Origin of the sequence: Pedobacter africanus (assembly GCF_900176535.1) — a bacterium.
Taxonomy (GTDB): Bacteria; Bacteroidota; Bacteroidia; order Sphingobacteriales; family Sphingobacteriaceae; genus Pedobacter; species Pedobacter africanus.
Genome location: NZ_FWXT01000001.1, coordinates 530,212 through 552,098, shown reverse-complemented (window position 1 = coordinate 552,098; position 21,887 = coordinate 530,212). Strand labels below are relative to the sequence as shown.

The 21,887-nt window shown below is 46.2% G+C and carries 17 protein-coding genes; 15 read left to right on the top strand and 2 right to left on the bottom strand.

Annotated features, from left to right (window positions below; all coding sequences use genetic code 11):
• Positions 1–24 precede the first annotated feature (24 nt).
• Together B9A91_RS01995 and B9A91_RS01990 are read left to right on the top strand one after the other, a co-directional pair.
• Positions 25–300 (top strand): hypothetical protein, encoded by a 276-nt coding sequence (locus tag B9A91_RS01995; protein WP_084236747.1) that lies wholly within the window; start codon positions 25–27, stop codon positions 298–300.
• Positions 301–312: 12 nt separating this feature from the next.
• Entirely contained in the window at positions 313–861 is a 549-nt protein-coding gene (locus B9A91_RS01990) for a C40 family peptidase (protein ID WP_235012430.1), read from the top strand.
• 101 nt (positions 862–962) lie between these two features.
• Here B9A91_RS01990 and B9A91_RS01985 read toward each other — a convergent pair whose 3' ends face one another.
• A complete protein-coding gene (locus B9A91_RS01985) occupies positions 963–2,189 on the bottom strand; it encodes an ROK family transcriptional regulator (protein ID WP_084236746.1) in 1,227 nt (408 codons plus the stop codon).
• A 293-nt stretch (positions 2,190–2,482) separates the two neighbouring features.
• Between B9A91_RS01985 and B9A91_RS01980 the strand changes: the two genes are divergently transcribed.
• Positions 2,483–3,310, top strand: coding sequence for an alpha/beta hydrolase (locus B9A91_RS01980; RefSeq protein ID WP_084236745.1), 828 nt, complete (start codon positions 2,483–2,485; stop codon positions 3,308–3,310).
• Between the two features lie 20 nt (positions 3,311–3,330).
• Positions 3,331–4,524 (top strand): copper amine oxidase, encoded by a 1,194-nt coding sequence (locus B9A91_RS01975; RefSeq protein ID WP_084236744.1) that lies wholly within the window; start codon positions 3,331–3,333, stop codon positions 4,522–4,524.
• 23 nt (positions 4,525–4,547) lie between these two features.
• On the opposite strand, the gene B9A91_RS01970 is transcribed toward B9A91_RS01975, so the two are convergent.
• A complete protein-coding gene (locus B9A91_RS01970) occupies positions 4,548–5,768 on the bottom strand; it encodes an ROK family transcriptional regulator (protein WP_084236743.1) in 1,221 nt (406 codons plus the stop codon).
• Between the two features lie 157 nt (positions 5,769–5,925).
• Here B9A91_RS01970 and B9A91_RS01965 point away from each other — a divergent pair, with 157 nt between their 5' ends.
• The 11 genes from B9A91_RS01965 to B9A91_RS01915 all read left to right on the top strand — a co-directional run bounded on the left by B9A91_RS01965 (position 5,926) and on the right by B9A91_RS01915 (position 21,885).
• Positions 5,926–7,857, top strand: a complete 1,932-nt coding sequence (locus tag B9A91_RS01965; protein WP_159451611.1) for a beta-N-acetylhexosaminidase — start codon at positions 5,926–5,928, stop codon at positions 7,855–7,857.
• Positions 7,858–7,972: 115 nt separating this feature from the next.
• Positions 7,973–8,992 carry a phosphodiester glycosidase family protein gene (locus B9A91_RS01960; protein ID WP_084236741.1) on the top strand — a complete coding sequence of 340 codons (1,020 nt, stop codon included), beginning with the start codon at positions 7,973–7,975 and terminating at the stop codon, positions 8,990–8,992.
• Between the two features lie 5 nt (positions 8,993–8,997).
• On the top strand, positions 8,998–10,857 hold the full coding sequence (locus tag B9A91_RS01955) for an FAD-dependent oxidoreductase (RefSeq protein WP_084236740.1): 1,860 nt from the start codon (positions 8,998–9,000) through the stop codon (positions 10,855–10,857).
• A gap of 36 nt (positions 10,858–10,893) precedes the next feature.
• On the top strand, positions 10,894–14,079 hold the full coding sequence (locus B9A91_RS01950) for a SusC/RagA family TonB-linked outer membrane protein (RefSeq protein WP_084236739.1): 3,186 nt from the start codon (positions 10,894–10,896) through the stop codon (positions 14,077–14,079).
• 11 nt (positions 14,080–14,090) lie between these two features.
• Positions 14,091–15,902: a RagB/SusD family nutrient uptake outer membrane protein gene (locus B9A91_RS01945; RefSeq protein ID WP_084236738.1), complete on the top strand. Its 1,812-nt coding sequence runs from the start codon at positions 14,091–14,093 to the stop codon at positions 15,900–15,902.
• Between the two features lie 23 nt (positions 15,903–15,925).
• Positions 15,926–16,852, top strand: coding sequence for a DUF5017 domain-containing protein (locus B9A91_RS01940; protein WP_084236737.1), 927 nt, complete (start codon positions 15,926–15,928; stop codon positions 16,850–16,852).
• Positions 16,853–16,862: 10 nt separating this feature from the next.
• The gene (locus B9A91_RS01935) at positions 16,863–18,251 is read left to right on the top strand and encodes a DUF5009 domain-containing protein (RefSeq protein WP_084236736.1); all 1,389 of its coding nucleotides are present in this window, start codon (positions 16,863–16,865) and stop codon (positions 18,249–18,251) included.
• A gap of 17 nt (positions 18,252–18,268) precedes the next feature.
• Complete coding sequence (locus B9A91_RS01930; protein WP_235012428.1) at positions 18,269–19,558, top strand: MFS transporter; 1,290 nt, start codon at positions 18,269–18,271, stop codon at positions 19,556–19,558.
• Positions 19,555–20,256, top strand: coding sequence for an SGNH/GDSL hydrolase family protein (locus B9A91_RS01925; RefSeq protein ID WP_235012424.1), 702 nt, complete (start codon positions 19,555–19,557; stop codon positions 20,254–20,256). Before B9A91_RS01930 ends, B9A91_RS01925 begins: the two co-directional genes overlap by 4 nt.
• On the top strand, positions 20,246–20,950 hold the full coding sequence (locus B9A91_RS01920) for a GDSL-type esterase/lipase family protein (RefSeq protein ID WP_235012417.1): 705 nt from the start codon (positions 20,246–20,248) through the stop codon (positions 20,948–20,950). Before B9A91_RS01925 ends, B9A91_RS01920 begins: the two co-directional genes overlap by 11 nt.
• The gene (locus tag B9A91_RS01915) at positions 20,947–21,885 is read left to right on the top strand and encodes a DUF4434 domain-containing protein (protein ID WP_084236734.1); all 939 of its coding nucleotides are present in this window, start codon (positions 20,947–20,949) and stop codon (positions 21,883–21,885) included. Before B9A91_RS01920 ends, B9A91_RS01915 begins: the two co-directional genes overlap by 4 nt.
• The last annotated feature ends 2 nt before the right edge of the window (positions 21,886–21,887 follow it).

The following is a 21,887-nucleotide window of genomic DNA, read 5'->3' as shown; positions in this document are numbered from 1 at the left end:
CGGCCCCTATTCTAGACTTAAAAATTGATTTATGAAAACAATGAGTTTAAAAATGCCGGTAGGTGTGCCGGTTCAAAAAATAAAACCTTACTTAATTGCAATAGTATTGATAATGGTATGGTATACTGCCCCGAATTTTATGGACGCTACCGCTGGCCAGATAGATCAGAGTATCTGGCTACTGGTATTGCTGGCCATTATTTGTTTTTTGATGTTGGTGTGTTTGTGCTGGTGGTTATTAAGGCGCATATGGGTTTATTTGAACCTGCCGCATCTGGCGGATGTGGTTTTACAATTTGATTCATTAAAAATATGGGAGCAGTTAAAATTTGTATTGTGCTTGTTTGCCTTGTTGCTGCTGGCGGCAATTGGGGCTTTGGTTGCGGTGTTGTAGAAGGAGGAGAGAGAATTGTAAAACTTAAAACAGAAGATTATGAAAGAATTATCAGAATTGCCGCCAAAGAAATCGGCGTGGTGGAAGGAGCTCGTCAAAACGATGGTAAAAGAATTAGGGAGTATCTTGGTTACTGTTATATTAAATCGCATGCAGCGTGGTGCGCGGCGTACCTGAGTTTTTGTTTTGGGCAGGCTGGGTACAAGCAACCCCGAACGGCCTGGAGCCCTTCTTTGTTCCCGGCCTCCAGGCTGGTAAAGGAGCCTAAGCCGGGAGTTGTTTACGGGATTTATTTTGCCAGCCTTAAGCGTATTGCTCATTGTGGTTTGGTTGAATTTGTAAAAAACGACCTGGTTTACGGCCTGGAGGGGAACACCAATTTAGCCGGATCTAGAGAGGGCGATGGTGTTTTTCGAAAAATAAGACATAAGCGTACGATATATAGGTATGCCGATTGGCTTGACTAATACGGGTTAAAAGAAAATTACCTTCTCAGAGAAGACCTCGGAACATTGCGCAGCTGTGTCCCAGTCTTCAAAGAGAACGGTTATTTTTCAAATTATTCAAATTAATTTAAAGACAATAAGCGGTTCCGCACCAGTAAACAGGCGCCAATGATGCCGGAGCGCTCGCCCAGTTTAGACATTTTTAGAATGGTGTCCTGATTTACCAGGCTTAAAGAATATTTGTTGATGGCGCTCTTTATAGGTAACCTGATGTACTCTTCTGTGGCGGCAAGGCTGCCCCCTAAAATAACCAGCTCTGGGTTAAACAGGTTAATTAGCAGTGCAATGCCACGGCCTAAGTTTTCACCGATCCTGGCAATGAGCTCAATGGCCAGTACATCATCGTTGTTGGCGGCAGCAATGATATCGTCCATTTCCAGTTCGGCCAAATTGCTATGGCTTTGGGTTAGGATGGAGGATGAGCCTTCCTGCAGGCGCTCTTTAAACATTCGGATGAGTGCCCAGCCCGAAGCCTCGGTTTCCAGGCAGCCCTTTTTACCGCAATGACAGATGATCTCATTGTCGAACAATGGAATATGGCCAAACTCACCGGCATAGCCGGATTTGCCGTAATAAAGTTGCCCGTTTACCAATATGCCCAGGCCTATGCCGTGGTCCAGGTTCAGGAACAGCACATTCTTCTCTGTACCCACTACTCCGGCCGAGAATTCTCCGTAGGCCATGGCTTTGGAGTCGTTTTCAAGGAACACCCGGATGCCTGTTTTTGATTCGATGATCTTGCTGAGGGGCTCTTCATTAAAATAAAAGAAGCTGTAGCTGTAACCGGTTGCATAATTGATGCGGCCCGACAGGTTGATGCCCAGGCCCAGTATTTTTTCTTTTGGAACGGTTAGCTCGCCCACAAAATCGTTGATCAGTGTGCATAAGGCTTCCAGTGATTCTTTGTTGTTGTCTAATTTATAGGTTAGTTTTTCCGATACCTTGATCAGGTTTTTCTGGAGGTCTGACAGGCCGATGTTGATGTGGTTTTGCTTGATGTCTACACCTATAAAAAAGGCAGAATCGGGTACCAGCCCATATAAATTGGGCTTACGGCCCCCGGTAGACTCCACTTTACCGTAATCTTTGATCAGGCCGTCCTGTATCAGGTCGCTTAGAAGGGCAGTTACTTTTGGCGCACTAAGGTTCAGTTCTTTGCAAAGATCGGCAATGGTGGCATTGCCCACATGGGCAAAATAACTGAGCACGTTTTTTTTGAGGCTTACATTTTTATAGGCAACCCCTGTTACGTTTTCACTGTTTAGTTCTTCAAAAAAAGTTTTTCCCATTTTTTATGCTGTGCAAAAATCCTCTACAAATTAAAACTATTTATTTGTAATCGAGGGAACTGCTAGCTGTGTATGTGAGAGCATTACAGGTTAACTTTATTAAAAATAATAATATATATATGTAAGTTATTAAAATATATTTATATTCACAAACTGATTGGCTGCTGGGAGAGGTTTCCGCAGAAAAGTTGGGATGGGCGGTACCCATGCGTATAGCCGGGTTTTTGGGCTAATGTGCTTGTTTTATAGGAAAGTGGACTGCTGGCTAATCAACTTTGTAATAAAAATTAAAAATGAAACTGTTTAAATTAATAAGTAAGGTTTGTTGTTTTTTTCTGCTGATGCTTTTTCATTTGTCGCTGGCCAATGCGCAAGACCTTGTGGTATTAAAATCGCGTTACCTTAAAACGGCCGACAGTGTGCTGGTGTATAAGCCGGTTAACTATTTAAAAGCGCATAAATATCCTGTGGTGTTCCTGTTGCACGGGCATTCGGCCAATTACCGGTCATGGAGCAAGCTTACCGACATTCAGCAGCTGGCCGATACCTATAATTTTATAGTGGTTTGCCCGGATGGCCTCAAAAAAAGCTGGTACCTGAATTCGCCGCAGGCCGATAGCTTGCAGTACGAGGATTTTTTTATGAAAGAGCTGCTGCCTGAAATGGCTGCACGTTACCAGGTAGATCAGAAAAAGCTGTTCCTTACCGGGGCCAGTATGGGTGGCTTTGGGGCCATGTACCTTTTTCTGAACCATCCTGATGTATTTCTGAGCGCAGGCAGTACATCGGGTGTGCTTAACCTGAGGCATTCTGGGTTCAAGAAAACCACCATTGCCAACCTGCTGGGGCCTTATTCGGAAGAGAACAGGGCATTCGATGAGTATTCGCCGGTAAACCGGCTGGAAAAGATCAAAGGCTTAAATAAAACCCTGATTTTTGATTGCGGAACGGAAGATTACCTTTATAAGGCCAATAACCAGTTCAGGCAAAAATGTGACGAGCTGAAAATTAAAGCTACCTATATTGCCCAGCCCGGTGCGCATACCGGAGGCTACTGGTCTAAAAGCATTCATGCCCATTTCCGGTTTTTTAAGGAACTGGCCAAAAACGAAATCAATTGACACCAATACACAAATAAAATATGAACCTTAAAAACTTAAAAACTACACTTGGCCTGGCACTGGTTTGCGCTACGCTGCAGCTAAATGCCCAGGTGCTGAAACCCGAAGATGCCGCGGCTTTATTGAAAGCAAAGCAGGGAAATGTTGTACTGATGAAGGATTTTTTTGCCATCAAACCTGCCGATATCAAATACCAGAAAGTGGTATTGCCTGGCCCGCAGTTCATCATTTCAGACGATCCGGAATACATTCGCATCCCTGAAGGGATTGCTTTGAAAGAGCAGGTAGCACCTGGCGCGGTAAGGTTGTACGTATATAATGTAAATGGCGTAAAGGAGCCGGCAAAAATAGACCGCAAAATAACCGCTGTAATTAAAAATACCGGTAAGCAGAAAATGCACATCCGCATGCTGAAGTATTCCTCGCAAAAGCCAAGTGCAAACTATTTTCTTATTGGCAAACAGGGGCTCGCCGATTATTTTGCTTCGAAAGGATCAGAGCAGATCCGGGAAGTGGCACCGGGGCAGGCCATTGCCATTGATGAGCAGCTGGAACGCAATGTGGTGAAATTTGATGAGCTGACCCATGGCTTTTATGAGTTTGTTATAGACCAGCCGGGCGAGATCAGCGTAATCCAGACAGACCTGAAAACCCCTGGCCCTGTGGCTTTGGGCAGGATAAAATCGGTGATTCCTACCGGACATAAAAATGCTGGCCGCGGTTTGTTTGGCGTAAGCAATTACAAGGTTACTTCAACAGGGGTGCTGGATACGAAAAACGGGGTGGCTGAGCTGGTGCTGGCCGATGGTGACAAAGATCCATGGGTGCTTGGTGTAGAGGGTGTTAGTGGTAAGGAATCTACCCTGGCCGGTAATTACGGGGTAATGTACGAGATTGAACTGAAATGGAAGAGTACAGACGGCAAAGGCCTGGCCCTGGTTACCTGGAACTCGCGTTCTGGCGATAACCAATGGTGCAACGGAATGGCAGCAACCATGGTGGTGAGTAAAGGTAAATTTAACGAGGGGATTATCCAGCTGCCTAACGACAGACTGGTAACCAAAGCTGCGCCAGAAGCAATATTGGTGCAGGTTTTTCCTCCGGCAAAAAACGGGGAGGAGCAAACCATTAAGCTAACCTATTCGCCGCCGGGTGCTTCTTGTTTGCCAACCCCACTGGTATTTATTCCGGTTGATATGGCCGCTGTTAAATAGTAAAAATGAAAAATATGGGGCTTTTAGAGTGGGTACTCTAAAAGCCTTTTTCTAACCAGCAAACAGGCGCCCATTACACCGGAATCTTCGCCAAGCTTAGAAGTTTTTAGCTGGGTGTCTGTATTGACCAGGCTTAAAGAGAATTTGTTGACTGCGCTTTTGATGGGCAGGTGCAGGTGTTCGCCGGTGGCGGCCAGTGCACCCCCGATGATGACCAGCTCGGGATTAAAGATATTGATGAGCAGTGCAATGCCCCGGCCCAGCTTTTCGCCGATCTTGGCCAGTAGTTCTATGGAAAGCACATCGTCATTATTTGCTGCATTGATAATGTCCTGCATTTGTATGTCGTCGGTAGCTTTTTTGTTCAATACAGTAGATGATCCGGCCAAAAGCTTTTCTTTGAACATGCTGATCAGTGCGCGCCCCGAGGCTTCGGTTTCCAGGCAGCCTTTTTTACCGCATTGGCAAATGATCTCGTTGTTGAAGAGGGGAATGTGACCAAGCTCGCCGGCAAAGCCCGATTTTCCGTAGTACAGCTCGTTATTGATCATTACGCCCATACCCAGACCGTAATCCAGGTTCAGGAACAGCACGTTCTTTTCTTCTTTGACTACACCGCAGTTGAACTCTCCGTAGGCCATGGCCCGGGAATCGTTCTCCAGGTAGGTTTTAATGTTCAGTTCCCGCTCCAGGACCTGGCTCAGCGGGTCTTCGTTAAAATGAAAAAAGCTGTAGCTGTAGCCTGTTGCGTAATTGATACGGCCGGAAAGGTTGAGGCCGAGCCCCAGGATCTTGCTGCTTGAAGTGTTGGCTTCCCTGATGAAATTTCGGATCAGCTCGCAAAGCGAGGCCAGCGATTCTGCTGTATTGTTTAAACTATAAGGTACGTTTCTGGATATTTTGATCGGCTTTTTTTGCAGGTCTATTAAACCGATGTTGAGGTGGTTGTGTTTTACATCTACGCCTAAAAAGAAACCGGAATCTGGCACGAGCCCATATATATTAGGCCTGCGGCCACCCGTAGAGCCCACTTTGCCAAAGTCTTTCACCAGTCCATCGGCAATAAGCTCTGTAATTAGAGCAGTTACTTTGGGTACGCTTAAATTGGTTTCCCTGCAAAGGTCTGCTATGGTGGCATTGCCTGCATCAGCAAAATACGATACAATGGTTTTTCTGATGTGAATATTTTTATAGGCAACCCCCGTTAGGATATCATTTGGTTCTTCAAAAAGCGCTGTTTTCATTTAAAATATCTTTTGTACCGAATTTAACAGTTCTGTGCAGAATCTTATTAAAAATAATTAATATATATCTCGAAAGTTATTAAAAACTTATAGATTTATCGCGAAGTTAAATAAAAAATGCTAAGGTTCTCTTTATAAAGTTATACTCATGTTTAAAATGCTATTCAAATTGGCCTCCCTTAAGGCGGTCCTTGCTGCTGCTTTGCTTTCAGTTTTGTTTTTTAATGCCCGGGCGCAAAGTCTGAATCTTATTCCGAAGCCGGTAAGGCTTGAGCCGGGCGAGGGGAATTTTGTGTTGAATGCCAGGACTTCAATTGTTTTGCCTGCGGCAACCGATACAGGTTTTGCTTCGTTATTTGCGGCACGCTTAAAGCTGGCTACCGGTTTTAACCTGCCGCTTGCTGTTGCCAGGAGCCTGGGCCGGGAACCTGTAGCGCATTTAAAGCACCTGAAACCTGGCGCGCGCAATGTAATAAGACTGGTACAGGATGAAAACTGCCTGAAGAGTAAGGGTGATGAGGCTTATGAACTGGAAATAAACAGTGCTGGGGTAACCATAAGGGCTGCCAGGTCTGCAGGCTGGTTTTATGGCATGCAAACATTTATGCAGCTGCTGTCGGTAGGGCTTGTGCAAAATCAAAAGGGCGATGGTTATGTTATCCCTGCTGTTTTTATTGAGGATTATCCGCGGTTTAAATGGAGGGGGCTGATGGTTGATGTGAGCAGGCACTTTTTTAACAAAGATGTGATTAAGCGCTATATAGACCAGATGGCAAAGTATAAATTGAATACGCTGCACCTGCACCTGACCGATAACCAGGGCTGGCGTGTAGCGATCAGTTCTTTACCAAAATTAACGGATGTTGGGGCCTGGCGTGTGCCCAGGACCGGCTATTGGAGGGGGCAAAAAGCACCAGAGCCAAATGAAAAAGCTACCAGCGGAGGTTTTTATACACAGGAGGATATCAGGGAGCTGGTGGCTTATGGACAGCAGCGTTTTGTTGAAATTGTGCCGGAAATTGATGTGCCGGGGCATAGTCTGGCCATGATTGCGGCCTATCCCGAATTGTCTTGCACCAAAAAGCCACAGCAGGTCCTGGCAGGAGATCCCTGGAATGCTTCACGCACCAATGTGCTGTGTGCTGCCAGTGATTCGGTTTTTATAGCGCTTGATAAAGTGATCGGTGAGATTGCACAGCTTTTCCCCTCAAAATATATACATATCGGTGGCGATGAGGTTTCCAGGGCGTATTGGGATAAATGCCCGGTATGCCAGCAGAAGATCAAAGATGAGCATTTGGGAAGTGCCGAGGAACTGCAGTCTTATTTCCTGAAAAGGGTAGCGCAGATTGTACTGTCGAAAGGAAAAAAGCCGATGGGATGGTATGAGAACCTGCCTGGAGGTTTGCCGGATGAAATGGCGGTAATGAGCTGGAAAGACAGTAAAGGTGGCTTGTTATCGGCCAATAAAGGTCAGCAGGTAGTGATGACCCCTGCATTTTTTACTTACCTGGATTTTTACCAGGGCGACCCTTACCTGGAGAATGCCATTTTTACGGTAAACCGGTTGAGTACTACTTTTCAGTTTGATCCGCTGCCAGAAGGCATAAATGCGAAAAATGTATTGGGCGGACAAGGGAGCTTGTGGACAGAGCAGGTACCCAATGAACGTAAGCTGCAGTCGATGACCTGGCCAAGGGCTTTTGCGCTAAGTGAAGTGCTGTGGTCTGCCGGTAATAAAAGCGATTGGAACAATTTTATAAGGCGGGTGGAAAGCCACCTGCCGCTGCTGGACCGCGAGCAGGTGGCCTGTTCACGTTACTTTTATGATGCGATCGTTACTGCAACACCTGGACTGAACAAAGAAATGCTGGTGAAGCTTTCAACCGAAGTGGAAGGACTGGATATTCATTATTCATTTGACGATACAGATCCCGATCAATACTACCCTGTTTATAAAGGCACACCACTGTCTATTCCTAAAGGCGCGCAAAGTATTCGTGTGGTTACCTACCGGAAAGGGCAGCAGTTAGGGCGCCTGCTTAAGCTGCCGGTAACCGAGCTGCAGCGGAGAATGCCGGCTAAATAGTTTTTATGGTTTATTCGGAACATATAGGGTCTTTTAAAAATATTTTAACAAAACGTTCTTAAAGTTTTTAATTTATTTAATAAAGTTCCTATATTTACTGCATAACCAAACCATTATGAACTTAAAATCAAACTTTGCATGTATTCTTATGGCGGGAGCAGTAGTGTTGGCTGCCTGCAGTAAATCTAAAAAGGGTGTTGAAACCGATCCTGAAGCGCCTGTAGTGGTGGTTGATTCCACTCCGCTCATCAGTTTGTCGCCAGCCTGGAAAAAAGCAATACACCTGATGGCTGATTTTCCTAATGGCATCCAGGTTTATCAGAATACAACTGCATTTAATGGAAAACCACTTGTGGCCTACTGCGTTGTTTTTGACCCTAAATCTGATCTGGAGCTAAAGCCATTACTGGCTACCACGAATAAAAAGGTTTCTGCCTTTTATACAGAAGAAAAGGGTTTCAGGTACGCCTGCATTAATGGAGGTTTTTTTGGAACAAATGCGTCTTACAGTCTTGCCATGTACCAGGGAGTGGTAAACGCCATCAATATTAAATCTTTAACCCGGCCATTAAACGGGGTAAACACTACTTATTATCCTACCAGGGCTGCATTTGGAATTTCAGCAGAGGGTGTGCCTGATGTAACCTGGATTTACCATGTAGGGACTGGAAACGGGACCATTTATTCTTATCCGGCCCCGGCCGCCAACCTGATCAATACACCGGCCAAACCCGTACCAACGGCCACAGTTCCGGCGGGTGGCGTTATGTGGAACGTTAAAGCTGCAATAGGCGGTTCGCCGATGCTGATTAAAGATGATAAGATCAATATTACTGACGGGGAAGAGCTGATTGATATCGACAATACCTCGTCGCGCGCCCGTTCGGCCATCGGTTATACCAAAAACAATATGATTGTTCTGCTGGCTGTAGAGGGAAATAACAGTACCGGAGGGACGGGTTTAAATTTAGCTGAACTGGCACAGCTGATGAAAGATATGGGCTGTGTTGGTGCCGTGAATTTAGATGGTGGTGGTTCTACTTCTTTAACTGTAAGGGCCAGGCAAACTGTTAAGCCTTCGGATGGAGCAGAGCGCCCTGTTATGACAGCGCTGATCGTTAAAAAGAAATCTTAGTTATCATGAAGTATATTTTCCGTTTTTTACTGTTCGTCTTTCTTGTTCCGGTTTTGCCTTCAGCAGCCAAAGAATACCAAACGCAGCTGTTGGTTATAGGGGGTGGGGCCAGCGGAACTACCGCTGCCATCCAGGCATCCAGAATGGGCGTAAAAACGCTGGTTATTGAAGAAACCGAATGGCTGGGCGGTATGCTCACTTCGGCAGGAGTTTCGGCTATTGACGGCAATCACCAGATGCCTTCGGGCCTTTGGGGAGAATTCAGACAGAAACTTTATGATTATTATGGCGGCCCTAAAGCGGTGGAAACCGGATGGGTAAGCAATACCCTGTTCGAGCCATCGATAGGCAATAAAAAATTAAAAGAACTGGCCAGCCATCCGAACCTGACCATATGGTACAAAACAGAATGGAAAAATATAAGTCGCGCTGGTAAAAAATGGAAGGCCGAAGTAAGTGTAAATGGAAAAACTGCAGTAATTACGGCAGATCTGATCATAGATGCTACAGAACTTGGTGATGTAATGGCTTTCCTGAAAATCCCTTACCGGGTGGGAATGGACAGCCGCCATGATACGGGCGAGTCTTTTGCCCCTGAAAAGGCGAATGACATTATTCAGGACCTGACCTATGTGGTAGTGCTGAAAGATTATGGTAAGGGCACCGATAAAACCATCCCTAAACCTGAGGGCTACGACCCTAAGGAATTTGAATGCTGCTGCGACATTACCGATCCGGCGGCCGACCAGAGCAAGAGGGCCATTGACTGCAGCCAAATGATTACTTACGGTAAGCTGCCCAACAACAAGTACATGATCAACTGGCCTAAATGCGGCAACGACATATACCTGAACATTATTGAAATGGGAAAGAAAGACCGTGAGGCAGCCCTGAAAGCCGCCAAACTGCATAGCTTAAGATTTGTTTACCACCTGCAAACGCGGCTGGGCTTTAAGCACCTTGGCATTGCCGATGACGAGTTCCCCACCAAAGATAAACTGCCGATGATCCCTTACCACAGGGAGTCCAGACGCCTAAAGGGTATGGTAACTTTAAATGTAAATGATGTTACGGCCCCTTATCAGCAAAAGAACAACTTATATCGTACAGGAATTGCCATAGGCGATTATCCGATTGATCACCATCATCTTAAAAATCCGGATGCCCCGCAGATAGATTTCATCAACATCAAAGTGCCCGCCTACAATATCCCACTGGGGGCTTTAGTGCCAGCTACTGGCGAGGGCCTTATTGTGGCCGAGAAAAGCATTAGCGTAACCAATATTGTTGCAGGTGCAAGCAGACTGCAGCCGGTAGTACTTACCATAGGGCAGGCGGCAGGTGCACTGGCGGCAGTAGCTATAAAAAATAAACTGCAGCCTGCCGAAGTAAACATCAGGGAGGTGCAGCTGGCCTTGCTGGACAGCAAAGCCTATGTTATGCCCTTTATAGATGTAAAACCGGCCGATAAAGATTTTAAAACCCTGCAGAAAATAGGGGCTACAGGCATCCTTAAAGGAACTGGTATTCCTTATAAATGGGCCAACCAAACCTGGTTTTACCCTGAGCAACCTATTAACGAATATGAGTTGGCCAATGGCATGCGTACATATTATGCTATTCCTGCGCAGCTGCATGCTTCAGGTAAACTTGCCGATGCAGGTTTTGCTGCGGAGCTTTTCTCTGCAGCTGCAAAAAGGAAGATCAGTAAAGCAGAGCTACTTGAGGTTTTGAATGCAAGGATGGCTGCACAGGTTAATGCCGACAGCAGCCTGAGCAGAAGGCAGCTGGCTATTTTAATGGATCATTTTTTAGATCCCTTCTCTATTGCGGTCGATTTTAACGGCATGCTTAAAAACAAATAAACCGAACAAGATTATAAATTCTAACCAAACCACATTATGCAACAAATTTTTACAAAGGTTAAAGGCTGGCTACGCGGAGGGGGGTGTTTTGCCCTGCTTATGTGTATTTCTTTAATGGCCATGGCACAGGACCGAACGGTTAACGGGCAGGTGAACGACCTGAAGGGTGAACCGCTGTCTGGCGTTGTCGTTCAGGTCAGGGACCAGAAAATTACGGCCACCACCGATTCTAAAGGAAGCTTTCAGATCAAAGTACCCTCGGGCAGCTCAGTCCTGGTGTTCCGTTACATTGGTTTTGAAGATGCCACCGCCACAGTTGGCAGCGGACCAATGAAGGTAACGCTGAAAGAGTCCGTATCCCAGCTGAACGATGTGGTGGTGATTGGTTATGGTACGGTGAAAAGGAAGGACCTGACGGGATCTGTAGCCAGCGTAAATGTGGCCGACCTGGCCAAGGCTCCTGTAAAGTCATTTGATGAAGCCCTGGGCGGCCGGGTAGCAGGTGTACAGGTAGTGTCTTCTGAAGGTGGGCCGGGCGGTACGGTCGACATCGTGATCCGTGGCGGGAACTCCATCACCCAGAACAATTCCCCGCTCTTTGTGGTAGATGGCTTTCCGATGGAAGACGTGAACAATTCTGCCTTGAATGCTTCAAACCCGCTTTCCTCCATAGATCCGGCAGATATTGAATCTATAGATGTTTTAAAAGATGCTTCTGCAACCGCCATTTATGGCGCCAGGGGTGCAAATGGTGTAGTGGTTGTTACTACCAAACGTGGTAAAATAGGTGCCCCGGCCATCAGTTACAATACTTATTTCGGCTTGCAGAACAACAACAAGCGGATGAAGCTGCTTAATCCTTACGAGTATGTTAAACTTCAGTATGAGATAGACCCGGTTACCACCAAAAGGCTTTACCTTACCAAGTTGAACGATATTGAAAATAACGATGTCCCATTGGATTATTACAAAGGCGTTAAAGGGATTGACTGGGAAGACCAGATCATGCGTACCGCACCCATGCAGAACCATAACCTTAGCCTGGTAGGTGGTACAGAAAAAACAAAGTACAGTGCTTCCCTTTCTTATTTTGATCAGGACGGGATCATTATTTACTCTGGCTTTAACCGTTTGCAGGGCAGACTTACGCTCGATCAGGAAGTGAACAAACGTCTTAAAGTAGGACTGAGCACCAGTTACTCTACTTTAAAACGTTTTGGTACACCACCGTCTCAAAGTACATACCAGAACCAGTTAAACCTGCTGTACAGTGTATGGGCCTACCGGCCAATTCCACAGTTTGGTTCATCGGTAGACCTTATTGAAGTTCCGCAGGATCCGGAGATTGAGCAGGGGCCTTCAGAATTCAGGTTTAACCCGATATTCACCACCAAAAATGAATTGCGTGAGGATGTAGGAGAAACTTTCATCGTAAACGGGTATGCAGAGTATGCCATTCTGCCCAACTTAAAGCTAAAAGTTAGCGGCGGGGCCACAAAAGGTACTACGCAGTTTAATGTTTTCAACAATTCTGGCAGCAGAACGGGCAATCCGAGCACAAACAACAAAATAAACGGGGGTATTACCATTTTCAATTCCATGAACTGGCTAAATGAAAATACCCTTTCGTACCATAAGAAATTTAATGCCGACAATATCCTTGATGTTGTTGGCGGATTTACCATTCAGGCCGGGAAAGGCAGGTCTTTTGGTGCGACGGCAAAATTGCTGCCCAACGAGGGGCTTGGGCTTAGCGGTCTGGACGAGGGTGTTCCATTGGCCATACAATCTACAACAACCAATAATACACTTGCTTCTTTCCTGAGCAGGGTTAATTACAATTACCGGTCTAAATACCTTTTTACGGCTTCGTTCCGGGCCGATGGATCGTCCAGGTTTATTAACCAGAAATGGGGTTATTTTCCTTCGGGTGCTTTTGCCTGGAAGATTGGCGCTGAGCCTTTCATGAAACAATTGAAGTTCATTTCCTCAGCTAAATTAAGGACCTCTTATGGTTTTACCGGAAACAATGGCTCCGGGGATTTTTCGGCCTTCTCTAATTACATTGTACCATTGTCTGCAGGATATTCGTTTGGGAACCAATTGGTAAACGGCAGTTACTCGGCCAGCATGGGCAATGCCGACCTGAGGTGGGAGAAAACAGAGCAAATGGACATTGGTCTGGACTTTGGGATATTGAAAGACCGCATCAGCTTCGAAATAGATGCTTACCGCAAAAATACCAGTGATCTGCTGCTCAATGCCAGTCTGCCTTCCAGTACCGGCTACACCAGACAGTTCAACAACATCGGCAAGGTTAGAAACGAGGGGTTGGAGCTTACAATAAATGCCACCCCTATACGTGGCAAGGATTTCAAATGGGCTACCAATTTTAACATTTCCTTTAACAGGAACAAGGTTCTGGAACTGGCCGAAAACGAGTTGAGCCTAACCTCTGTTCAGGCCTGGGGTGCAGGCTGGGAAACCTTACCCGGCTATATCGCAAAACTGAACAAACCGGTAGCACAATTTTATGGCTACCTATGGGAAGGTGTTTATAAGTACGAGGATTTTAACCAGTTAGGCCCCAATAGCTATATCCTTAAAGACAATATTACGGCAAATGGCGAGACCAGGGCCAATGTACAGCCGGGCGATATCAAATACAAAGACCTGAATGGGGACCTGGTGATTGATGCGAACGACAGAACGGTAATTGGTAACCCGCTTCCTATTCATACCGGTGGTTTCTCCAATAATTTTACCTATAAGAATTTTGACCTGAACGTGTTCTTTCAGTGGTCTTACGGCAATGAGGTTTACAATGCCAACCGCCTGGCCCTGGAAACCGGAATGCTCATCAATACCAATCAGTTTGCTTCCTACGCCAACCGCTGGTCGCCCGAAAATCCGGATTCCAATATGCCCGGCGTAAAGGGGACTACCAATATGGCTTACTCGACACGTGTGGTGGAGGATGGTTCTTTCATCAGGTTAAAAACAGTACAGCTGTCTTACTCGTTGCCTTCGGCCTTTTTAAAACGGATAAAGGTGAAAGGCGCCAGGGTTTATATGGCAGCTCAGAATATTGTTACCTGGTCCAATTACTCCGGGTACGATCCTGAAGTCTCTGTCAGAAGAACGGCGCTTACGCCCGGATTCGATTATTCGGCTTATCCGCGGGCATTTACTACAACACTGGGTTTAAATGTAAACTTTTAAATGAATTAGCAATGAAACGTATTGTAACATATAGTCTATTGGTATCTGCACTGTCGCTAGGGAGCTGCACTAAATTTCTGGATACCAGTCCAACTGATTTTATATCGCCGGTAAATTACTTTAAAACTGAAACCGACATCAACACCGCGCTTGCAGGGGTTTATGATGTTTTGGGTAAAACAGGTACTTACGGGCGGACTTTTTATTTCGATAATGACCAGAGCGATGAATGGTTTGAATCGAGAAGCACGGTAACCACCGGCTTGCAGATCAGCAACATCACTACTGCAGATGGTACAGTAAATACCTCATGGGAGGTACTTTACAATGGGGTGAGCAGGGCCAATCTTTTTCTGGAGAATGTGGACAAGGCAGAGATGGACGCAAAGAAAAAATCTGTAGCCAAAGGCGAAGCCATGTTTTTGCGGGCCTTTTATTATTTCCTGTTGTCTAACAACTGGGGGGATGTGCCTTTGCGCCTGAGTTCTACATCTTCTGTAAAGGATGTGAGCTTTAAAAATACACCTGCAAAGGAGATTTTTGATTTTATTGTGAAGGATATGGAAACGGCTGCGGGACTGGTGAGCGAAAGCAGTGCTTATTCTTACAACAGCAGGATTACCAAAACGGTGGTGTGGGGTATTCTGGCCAGGGTAAACCTGAAGATGGCCGGAGCGCCTTTAAAAGAAACAGCACGTTTTGCGGAAGCCAGAAAATGGGCCAAGATGGTGATGGATGATGGTTCGCACAAATTGAACCCGGATTACTCCAATATTTTCATTAAAATGTGCAGGGATGAATATGATACCCAGTACAGGGAAAGCATGTGGGAGGTTGAATTTAACAAACTGGCTACCGGCGGGCAGGAGGAAGAAGGTTCTATAGGCAGTATTAACGGAATAGGAAATACCGACAGAAATTTTGGCTATAGCTATGGTGTGCCACATGCTACTGAGACTTATTATAATGCTTTTGACCCTTTGGACAACAGGAGGGATTGGTCTATCAGTCCGTACCGGTACGCTACTGTGAACTCGGTGCCAAACAGTAAGGTGCTGTTTACCAGCGCAGAGATTTACAACCGCTTTAGTGCAAAATGGAGAAGGGAGTATGAAATTGCGCTGCCTAAAAACGTGGGTACAACACCTATTAATTTCCCGATATTGAGGTATTCGGACATACTGCTGATGTTTGCCGAGGCAGAAAATGAAGTTAACGGACCAACACAAGCGGCTATTGATGCGGTTAACCTGGTGAGAAAGCGGGCCTATGGCATGGACCTGAACGGACAGGTGATCAAAAGCGTTACTCTGAGCAACCAGGGTTCGGGTTACACCGCTGTGCCAACGCTGACGATCAGCGGTGGTGGCGGAACAAATGCTTCGCTTTTACCGGTTATTTCTGGTGGTAGGGTAATCCGTATCGATATCCTTTCAAGAGGAAGCAAATTTACCACTGCGCCTACCATAACTTTAAGCGGTGGGGGCGGCAGCGGAGCGGTGGCAACTGCCACGATCTCTTCGGCAACAGAGTATGTGCTTCAGGATGTAGGTACCAAAGAGGACCTGCGCGAGGCGATCAGAAAGGAGCGCTCATTGGAGCTGGGTTATGAAGGACTGAGAAAGTTTGACCTGATCCGCTGGGGCATTTACCAGGAAACGATGGAATCCATAGCGAATGTGATCAGGCTGTCGGCCCCGGCAAGTTATAAGTTTGCTGCGGTGTTTGCACAGAATGCAGCGGCCGAGCGTAACCTTTTGCTGCCGATCCCATCGAGCGAGATGATGCTCAATAAACTGATCGTTCAAAATAAAGGCTGGTAATTCATATTTATAGATCAATAATCATGAAGAATAAAAAATATCTTGCAGGTCTGGCCTTATTGCCTTTCCTGGCATTTTGTACCAAAGATGATGTGGTAACCCCTGCTTTTGATGTTACTGTTGAAGCAAGGGAATATAAAGTTAACGACTCGGTAAGGTTCATCATCAAAGATGCACCGGACGTGATCACCTTTTACTCTGGAGAGAAGAACAAGGAGTATAAATACAAAGACCGCGTTGTAGTAGAGGGACGGAAAAAAGAACTGTCCATTAACACACAGGTAACATATGGCAGTCAGACCGACAACCTTAAGCTGATGGTTTCCAATGATTTTACGGGAACTTATGATGAGGCTTCCGTTAAAAAAGCGAGCTGGAAAGACATCACCAGCAAATTTACCTTATCGGTTTCGCCTGCCGGGGTTTTGGGGCCTAAGGTATCCTCGGGTAAGGTGGACATTACGGACGAGCTTGTTGCGGGCAAACCCGTGTTCTTTGGTTTTAAATTTGTTGGCGCTGCATCTCCGGGAACTACCTCTACACAGAGGGGCTGGCGGATCTATAACTTTGACCTGACCACTACCGACCCGGATGGTACCTCTACGGTATTGGCTTCACGTACCAATGCAGGATGGAACCCGGTAAATATTCTGGATGCAGTAAGCGCCGCCGGGACCAGTAAATGGATCTACACTACGGATATGTTTTATTATGACCCGATGAGCAGCCTGGTAGAATCTGAAGGCTGGTACATTACAAAAGGTTTTTTACCAGACAATATGTCGCCCGACAAAGGAACGCCAATTAAAGATTATACCCAGAGGAGAAATACCTACGCCTATGCTTTTAAAGCGGAGGGTGAGTATACGGTTACCTTCGTGGGTTCGAATGTGAATTACACAGGCGAGAAATCGGTAATTAAGGAGTTTAAGATTAAGGTAGTTAAATAGCGGGCCTGAAATGAAGAAAAGAGAACAGGCTTTAGATGCTTTGCGGGGACTGGCTATCCTGCTCATGGTGCTTTCCAGCAGTGTTTCCTTTGGGGTTTTGCCTGCATGGATGTACCACGCGCAGGTACCGCCGCCATACCATGTTTTTAAACCAGATCTACCCGGTATTACCTGGGTAGACCTGGTATTTCCTTTCTTTCTGTTTACCATGGGGGCAGCCATCCCCCTGGCCATGCAAAAGAAAATCACAGAACAGCCGGTACTTAAAACAGCCGGGCAAATTGTTCAGCGTTACCTGCTGCTGGTGGTATTTGCCCTGTTTACTTTTTATGCACGTGCCTGGGTAATGGATGCTGAGCCCGGGTGGCAAGCCCAGCTATTATCTGTAGGTTGCTTTTTGCTGCTCTTCCTGATGTATGCACATTTCAGCAAGCTGCAGCGTAAAGCGCTTGCCATAGGGATAAAAATTGCCGGTTTTGTTCTTGCTGGGCTATTTCTGTATACTTACCCCTTTAAAAATGGCTTTAATTTAGCGAACAGCGACATCATCATTATTGTGCTGGCCAATATGGCCCTGTTTGGTACCTTCATCTGGTGGCTTACCCGTAACCGTCCGTTGTTAAGGATTGGAATTTTACCATTGGTGATGGCCATATTGCTGACCGCAAAAGACACGGGTAGCTGGAACAGTGAACTGTTTAACTGGTCGCCCTTACCCTGGATGTACAAATTCTATTACCTGAAATACCTGTTCATTGTACTGCCGGGAACTTTTGCCGGAGAATGGCTGCTGGCCAGGGCTAAAAGTGATGATCAGAAGATCTTAAAAAGCAAAGGAATTGTTCTGGTTGCGCTATTGTGTCTGCTCATTATGCTCTGCAATGTGGTTTGTTTATACAACAGGTGGCTGGTACCCAATCTGCTGATCAGTGCTGCTTTGTCGCTTTTGCTTTTACAGCTGTTGAAAAATTCTACCGAAGGTGCAGATAAGGTGCTTTACCGCAACTTTGCCCAAACGGGTGTTTACCTGCTGATGCTGGGTTTGTTTTTTGAGGCCTTTGAAGGCGGCATTAAGAAAGATATTTCTACCTTCAGCTATTACTTTGTAACCACCGGACTGGCTTTTCTGACCTTATTGTCCTTTGTTATTTTCGAAAAAGCAGGCCGCTTTACCGGCTTCATTACCTATCTGGGCAATAATGGGAAAAATCCGATGGTGGCCTATACCGCCGGTAACCTGCTGCTGATCCCACTGTTGAAAATTACAGATGGGGATGCGCTTTTAGACAGCCTTTCGGGTTTACCTGCAGGCGGCTTTTTAAGAGGGCTGATCTTTACAGGCATCGTATCCTTAATCACCTTATATTGTACCCGTGCTAAATTGTTCTGGAAAACTTAATTTTAAAAAAAGAGACAGTGCCAACACCTGAAAAGAAAACTTTAAACCCTATATACTGGATCCCGACCACCTGGTTTGCTATGGGACTGCCTTTTGTTGCCCTTTCGGGTGCCAGTTCCATCATGTACAAAAACATGGGCATCTCTGATACACAGATTGCTTTCTGGACTTCCCTGATCATGTTTCCATGGACCATCAAGCCGTTGTGGGGCCCATTTCTGGAGATGTACAAAACCAAGAAGTTCTTTGTGTACACCACCCAGATCTTTACCGGTGTATTGTTTGGCCTTTTGGCTTTAACCTTACAGATGAACCATTTTTTCAGCTTCTCCATTGCCATTCTGACCATTATTGCCATCAGTGGTGCTACACACGATACGGCTGCCGATGGGGTGTACCTGAATGAACTAACACCCAAGCTGCAGGCTAAATTTGTAGGCTGGCAGGGCGCTTTTTATAACATTGCCAAGGTTTTTTCGGGCGGGGTACTGGTGTATTTTGCCGGTCAGCTGGAAAAAGAAATCGGGATTCACAACGCCTGGATGGCGGTAATGTTTGCCTACGGCCTCATCATGGTTTTGCTGGGGCTGTACAATATGCGGGTACTTCCCGAAGGAGGTAAAGCGCAGGAGCTAAGCTCTGTTAAAGAGGGCTTTGCTACCCTAAAAGATGTGATCATTACCTTTTTTCAAAAGAAAAACATCTGGTATAGCCTCTGTTTTATTGTTTTTTACCGCTTTGCAGAAGGTCAGGCCATTAAAATTGTGCCTTTGTTTTTTAAGGCTTCAAGGGCTTCGGGCGGACTGGGCCTGAGTACCTCTGAAATAGGTTTGCTGTATGGCGTTTTTGGTTCCATTGCTTTTGTACTGGGCTCTATAGTAGCGGGTTATTACGTATCCAATAAGGGCCTCACCAGGCGTACATTGCTCATCTTGTGTGCTGTTTTTAACCTACCCTTTGCTGCCTATGCTTTTCTTGCTGTAGCCATGCCGCAGGAACTGTACATCATCGCATCGGCAGTGGCCATAGAGTATTTTGGCTATGGCTATGGTTTTGTTGGCCTCATTTTATTTATGATGCAGAACATTGCCCCGGGCAAATATAAAATGGCGCATTATGCCTTTGGAAGTGGTTTGATGAACCTGGGCTTTATGATCCCTTCTATGATTAGCGGTTTGCTGAGCGATTACCTGGGCTATAAAGAATTTTTTATCTGGGTGCTCATTGCCACCATCCCGGCTTTTGTGGTGACCTGGCTGGTGCCTTTGCTGCCAGTAGAAAAAGAGGCTGAAGACATTGTTGAATGAGGAACGAAATGAAATATTGCATCAAATGCCTGTTTGCCGGGGCTGCTTTATTGGCTTTACCTTTTTTAGGCAGCGCACAAACACAGGCTGGAATAGACAGTAGCTATGCCAACGGGCATTACCTGCAGAGACTCGAATTTTTTAAGCGCATGCCCGACCAGAAAAATGAAATTGTGTTTCTGGGCAACAGCATTACCGAGGGCGGAAAGTGGCAGGAACTGATACCCGGTAAACCTGTAGTGAACAGGGGCATCAGCGGTGATGTGAGCTATGGCATCCTGGCCCGAATGGACGAGGTGCTGGCCTCCAAACCAGCTAAACTTTTTATCCTGATCGGTATCAATGACATGAAGCGCGGCACACCGCAGGAGGTGATCCTGAACAACTACCGTAAAATCATTGCCGGGGTGAAGGCACAATCGCCACGCACTAAAATATACGTGCAAAGCATCCTGCCGGTAAACAAGGCCATGCTCCCCGCTACCTATTCAAAATTGTCGAACGCCGGAATACTGGCTATGAACAGGGAGCTTTTGGCCCTGTGTAAACAGGAAAAGCTGAATTATGTAGACCTGCACCAGGTATTTGCCGGGCAGGATGGGGAACTGAAAAAGGAACTGAGCATTGATGGGCTGCACCTGCGTTCGGCAGCCTATATTTTATGGGCCGGATTTTTAAAGAAAATACATGCAATATAGAATGGGGACAGTTAAATTATGGATAGCCTTGTGTGGCTCCGTTTGTGCAGCGCTGACTGCTGAAGCACAAAATACGCTGAAGATTGACAGCAATTATGCCAATTCCTATTACCAGCAAAGGGTAGAATATTTTAATAAAATGCCCCATGTAAAAAATGAGGTTGTTTTTCTGGGCAATAGCATTACCGAAAGGGGAGAGTGGCAGGAAATCCTGGCGGGCTACCGCTATCCGGTGGTAAACCGTGGCGTAGGGGGCGACAACTCTTTTGGCATCCTGGCCAGAATGGATGAGGTGCTTGCCGCAAAGCCCAGGGCCATTTTTTTGATGGACGGGATCAATGACCTGTTTCGGGGCCTGCCTTATGAGGTCAGCATCCATAATTACAGGAGGATCATCCGTAAGATTAAGCGGGAATCGCCAAAAACAAAGATCTATATAGAAAGCGCCTTGCCCATTAATGAAAGTATGACCACAGCTGCCTATGCTAAAGGACGCAATGCAAAGGTGCCGGAATTAAATGCGCGCATTCAGCAGCTGGCAAAAGAAGAAAACATCACCTATATCAACATCGTTCCTCTTTTTGCAGACGAGCAGGGAAACCTGAGAAAGGACATCAGTCCGGATGGTGTACATCTTAAGGCGAGTGCCTATATTGATTGGGTAAAATACCTACAGGAACAGAAATATTTATGAGGATTACAGGGACATTTATTGACGAGATCTCGCACGACATCCCGCACCAGAACTGGGGCAGGGCAGAATGGGACAGGGATTTTGCACACATGAAATCGGTTGGGATAGATACCGTGATTTTAATCAGGAGCGGCTATCGGCGTTTCATTACTTATCCTTCTACCTATCTGAAGGATAGTTTTGGCTGTTACCACCCACCAATAGACCTGGTGGAGCTCTTTTTACAGCTGGCCGATAAATACGACATGAAGTTTTACTTTGGCTTGTACGACAGTGGCGAGTACTGGGATACGGGCAACCTGCAGCACGAGATTGATGCCAACCGCTATGTGATAGATGAGGTTTGGCAGCAATACGGGCATTACAAGAGTTTTGGCGGCTGGTACCTGAGCATGGAGATCAGCAGGCGCACAAAAGGGGCTACCGAGGCTTTCCGTACACTCGGGCTGCAATGCAAGGGCGTAAGTAATGGTTTGCCCACCTTCATCTCTCCCTGGATAGATGGTAAAAAGGCGGTGATGGCTGCCTCTGCCGAGCTGACCAAACAGGATGCCGTATCGTTGCAGGAGCATGAGCGTGAATGGGGCGAGATCTTTGAGGGCATACAGGGTGCTGTAGATGCCGTAGCCTTTCAGGATGGACACATTGACTACCATGAGCTGGATGACTTTTTTGCAGTGAACAAACGTATGGCCGACCGCTATGGACTGCAATGCTGGACCAATGCCGAGAGTTTTGACCGGGACATGCCCATTAAATTTTTGCCCATCAAGTTCGAAAAGCTGCGACTGAAGCTGGAAGCGGCACGCAGGGCAGGTTACGATAAGGCCATTACTTTTGAGTTTTCACATTTTATGAGTCCGCAGTCTGCCTATCTGCAGGCCGGACATTTATTTAACCGATATAAAGAATACCTACAAGGATTAACAATTTGAGC

What these genes read in the sequence shown, in the direction of transcription:
- B9A91_RS01990 (WP_235012430.1), top strand. Translation starts at nt 313, where the DNA reads ATGGGAGCAGTTAAAATTTGTATTGTGCTTGTTTGCCTTGTTGCTGCT.
- B9A91_RS01985 (WP_084236746.1), bottom strand. Translation starts at nt 2,189, where the DNA reads ATGGGAAAAACTTTTTTTGAAGAACTAAACAGTGAAAACGTAACAGGG.
- B9A91_RS01980 (WP_084236745.1), top strand. Translation starts at nt 2,483, where the DNA reads ATGAAACTGTTTAAATTAATAAGTAAGGTTTGTTGTTTTTTTCTGCTG.
- B9A91_RS01975 (WP_084236744.1), top strand. Translation starts at nt 3,331, where the DNA reads ATGAACCTTAAAAACTTAAAAACTACACTTGGCCTGGCACTGGTTTGC.
- B9A91_RS01970 (WP_084236743.1), bottom strand. Translation starts at nt 5,768, where the DNA reads ATGAAAACAGCGCTTTTTGAAGAACCAAATGATATCCTAACGGGGGTT.
- B9A91_RS01965 (WP_159451611.1), top strand. Translation starts at nt 5,926, where the DNA reads ATGCTATTCAAATTGGCCTCCCTTAAGGCGGTCCTTGCTGCTGCTTTG.
- B9A91_RS01960 (WP_084236741.1), top strand. Translation starts at nt 7,973, where the DNA reads ATGAACTTAAAATCAAACTTTGCATGTATTCTTATGGCGGGAGCAGTA.
- B9A91_RS01955 (WP_084236740.1), top strand. Translation starts at nt 8,998, where the DNA reads ATGAAGTATATTTTCCGTTTTTTACTGTTCGTCTTTCTTGTTCCGGTT.
- B9A91_RS01950 (WP_084236739.1), top strand. Translation starts at nt 10,894, where the DNA reads ATGCAACAAATTTTTACAAAGGTTAAAGGCTGGCTACGCGGAGGGGGG.
- B9A91_RS01945 (WP_084236738.1), top strand. Translation starts at nt 14,091, where the DNA reads ATGAAACGTATTGTAACATATAGTCTATTGGTATCTGCACTGTCGCTA.
- B9A91_RS01940 (WP_084236737.1), top strand. Translation starts at nt 15,926, where the DNA reads ATGAAGAATAAAAAATATCTTGCAGGTCTGGCCTTATTGCCTTTCCTG.
- B9A91_RS01935 (WP_084236736.1), top strand. Translation starts at nt 16,863, where the DNA reads ATGAAGAAAAGAGAACAGGCTTTAGATGCTTTGCGGGGACTGGCTATC.
- B9A91_RS01925 (WP_235012424.1), top strand. Translation starts at nt 19,555, where the DNA reads ATGAGGAACGAAATGAAATATTGCATCAAATGCCTGTTTGCCGGGGCT.
- B9A91_RS01920 (WP_235012417.1), top strand. Translation starts at nt 20,246, where the DNA reads ATGCAATATAGAATGGGGACAGTTAAATTATGGATAGCCTTGTGTGGC.
- B9A91_RS01915 (WP_084236734.1), top strand. Translation starts at nt 20,947, where the DNA reads ATGAGGATTACAGGGACATTTATTGACGAGATCTCGCACGACATCCCG.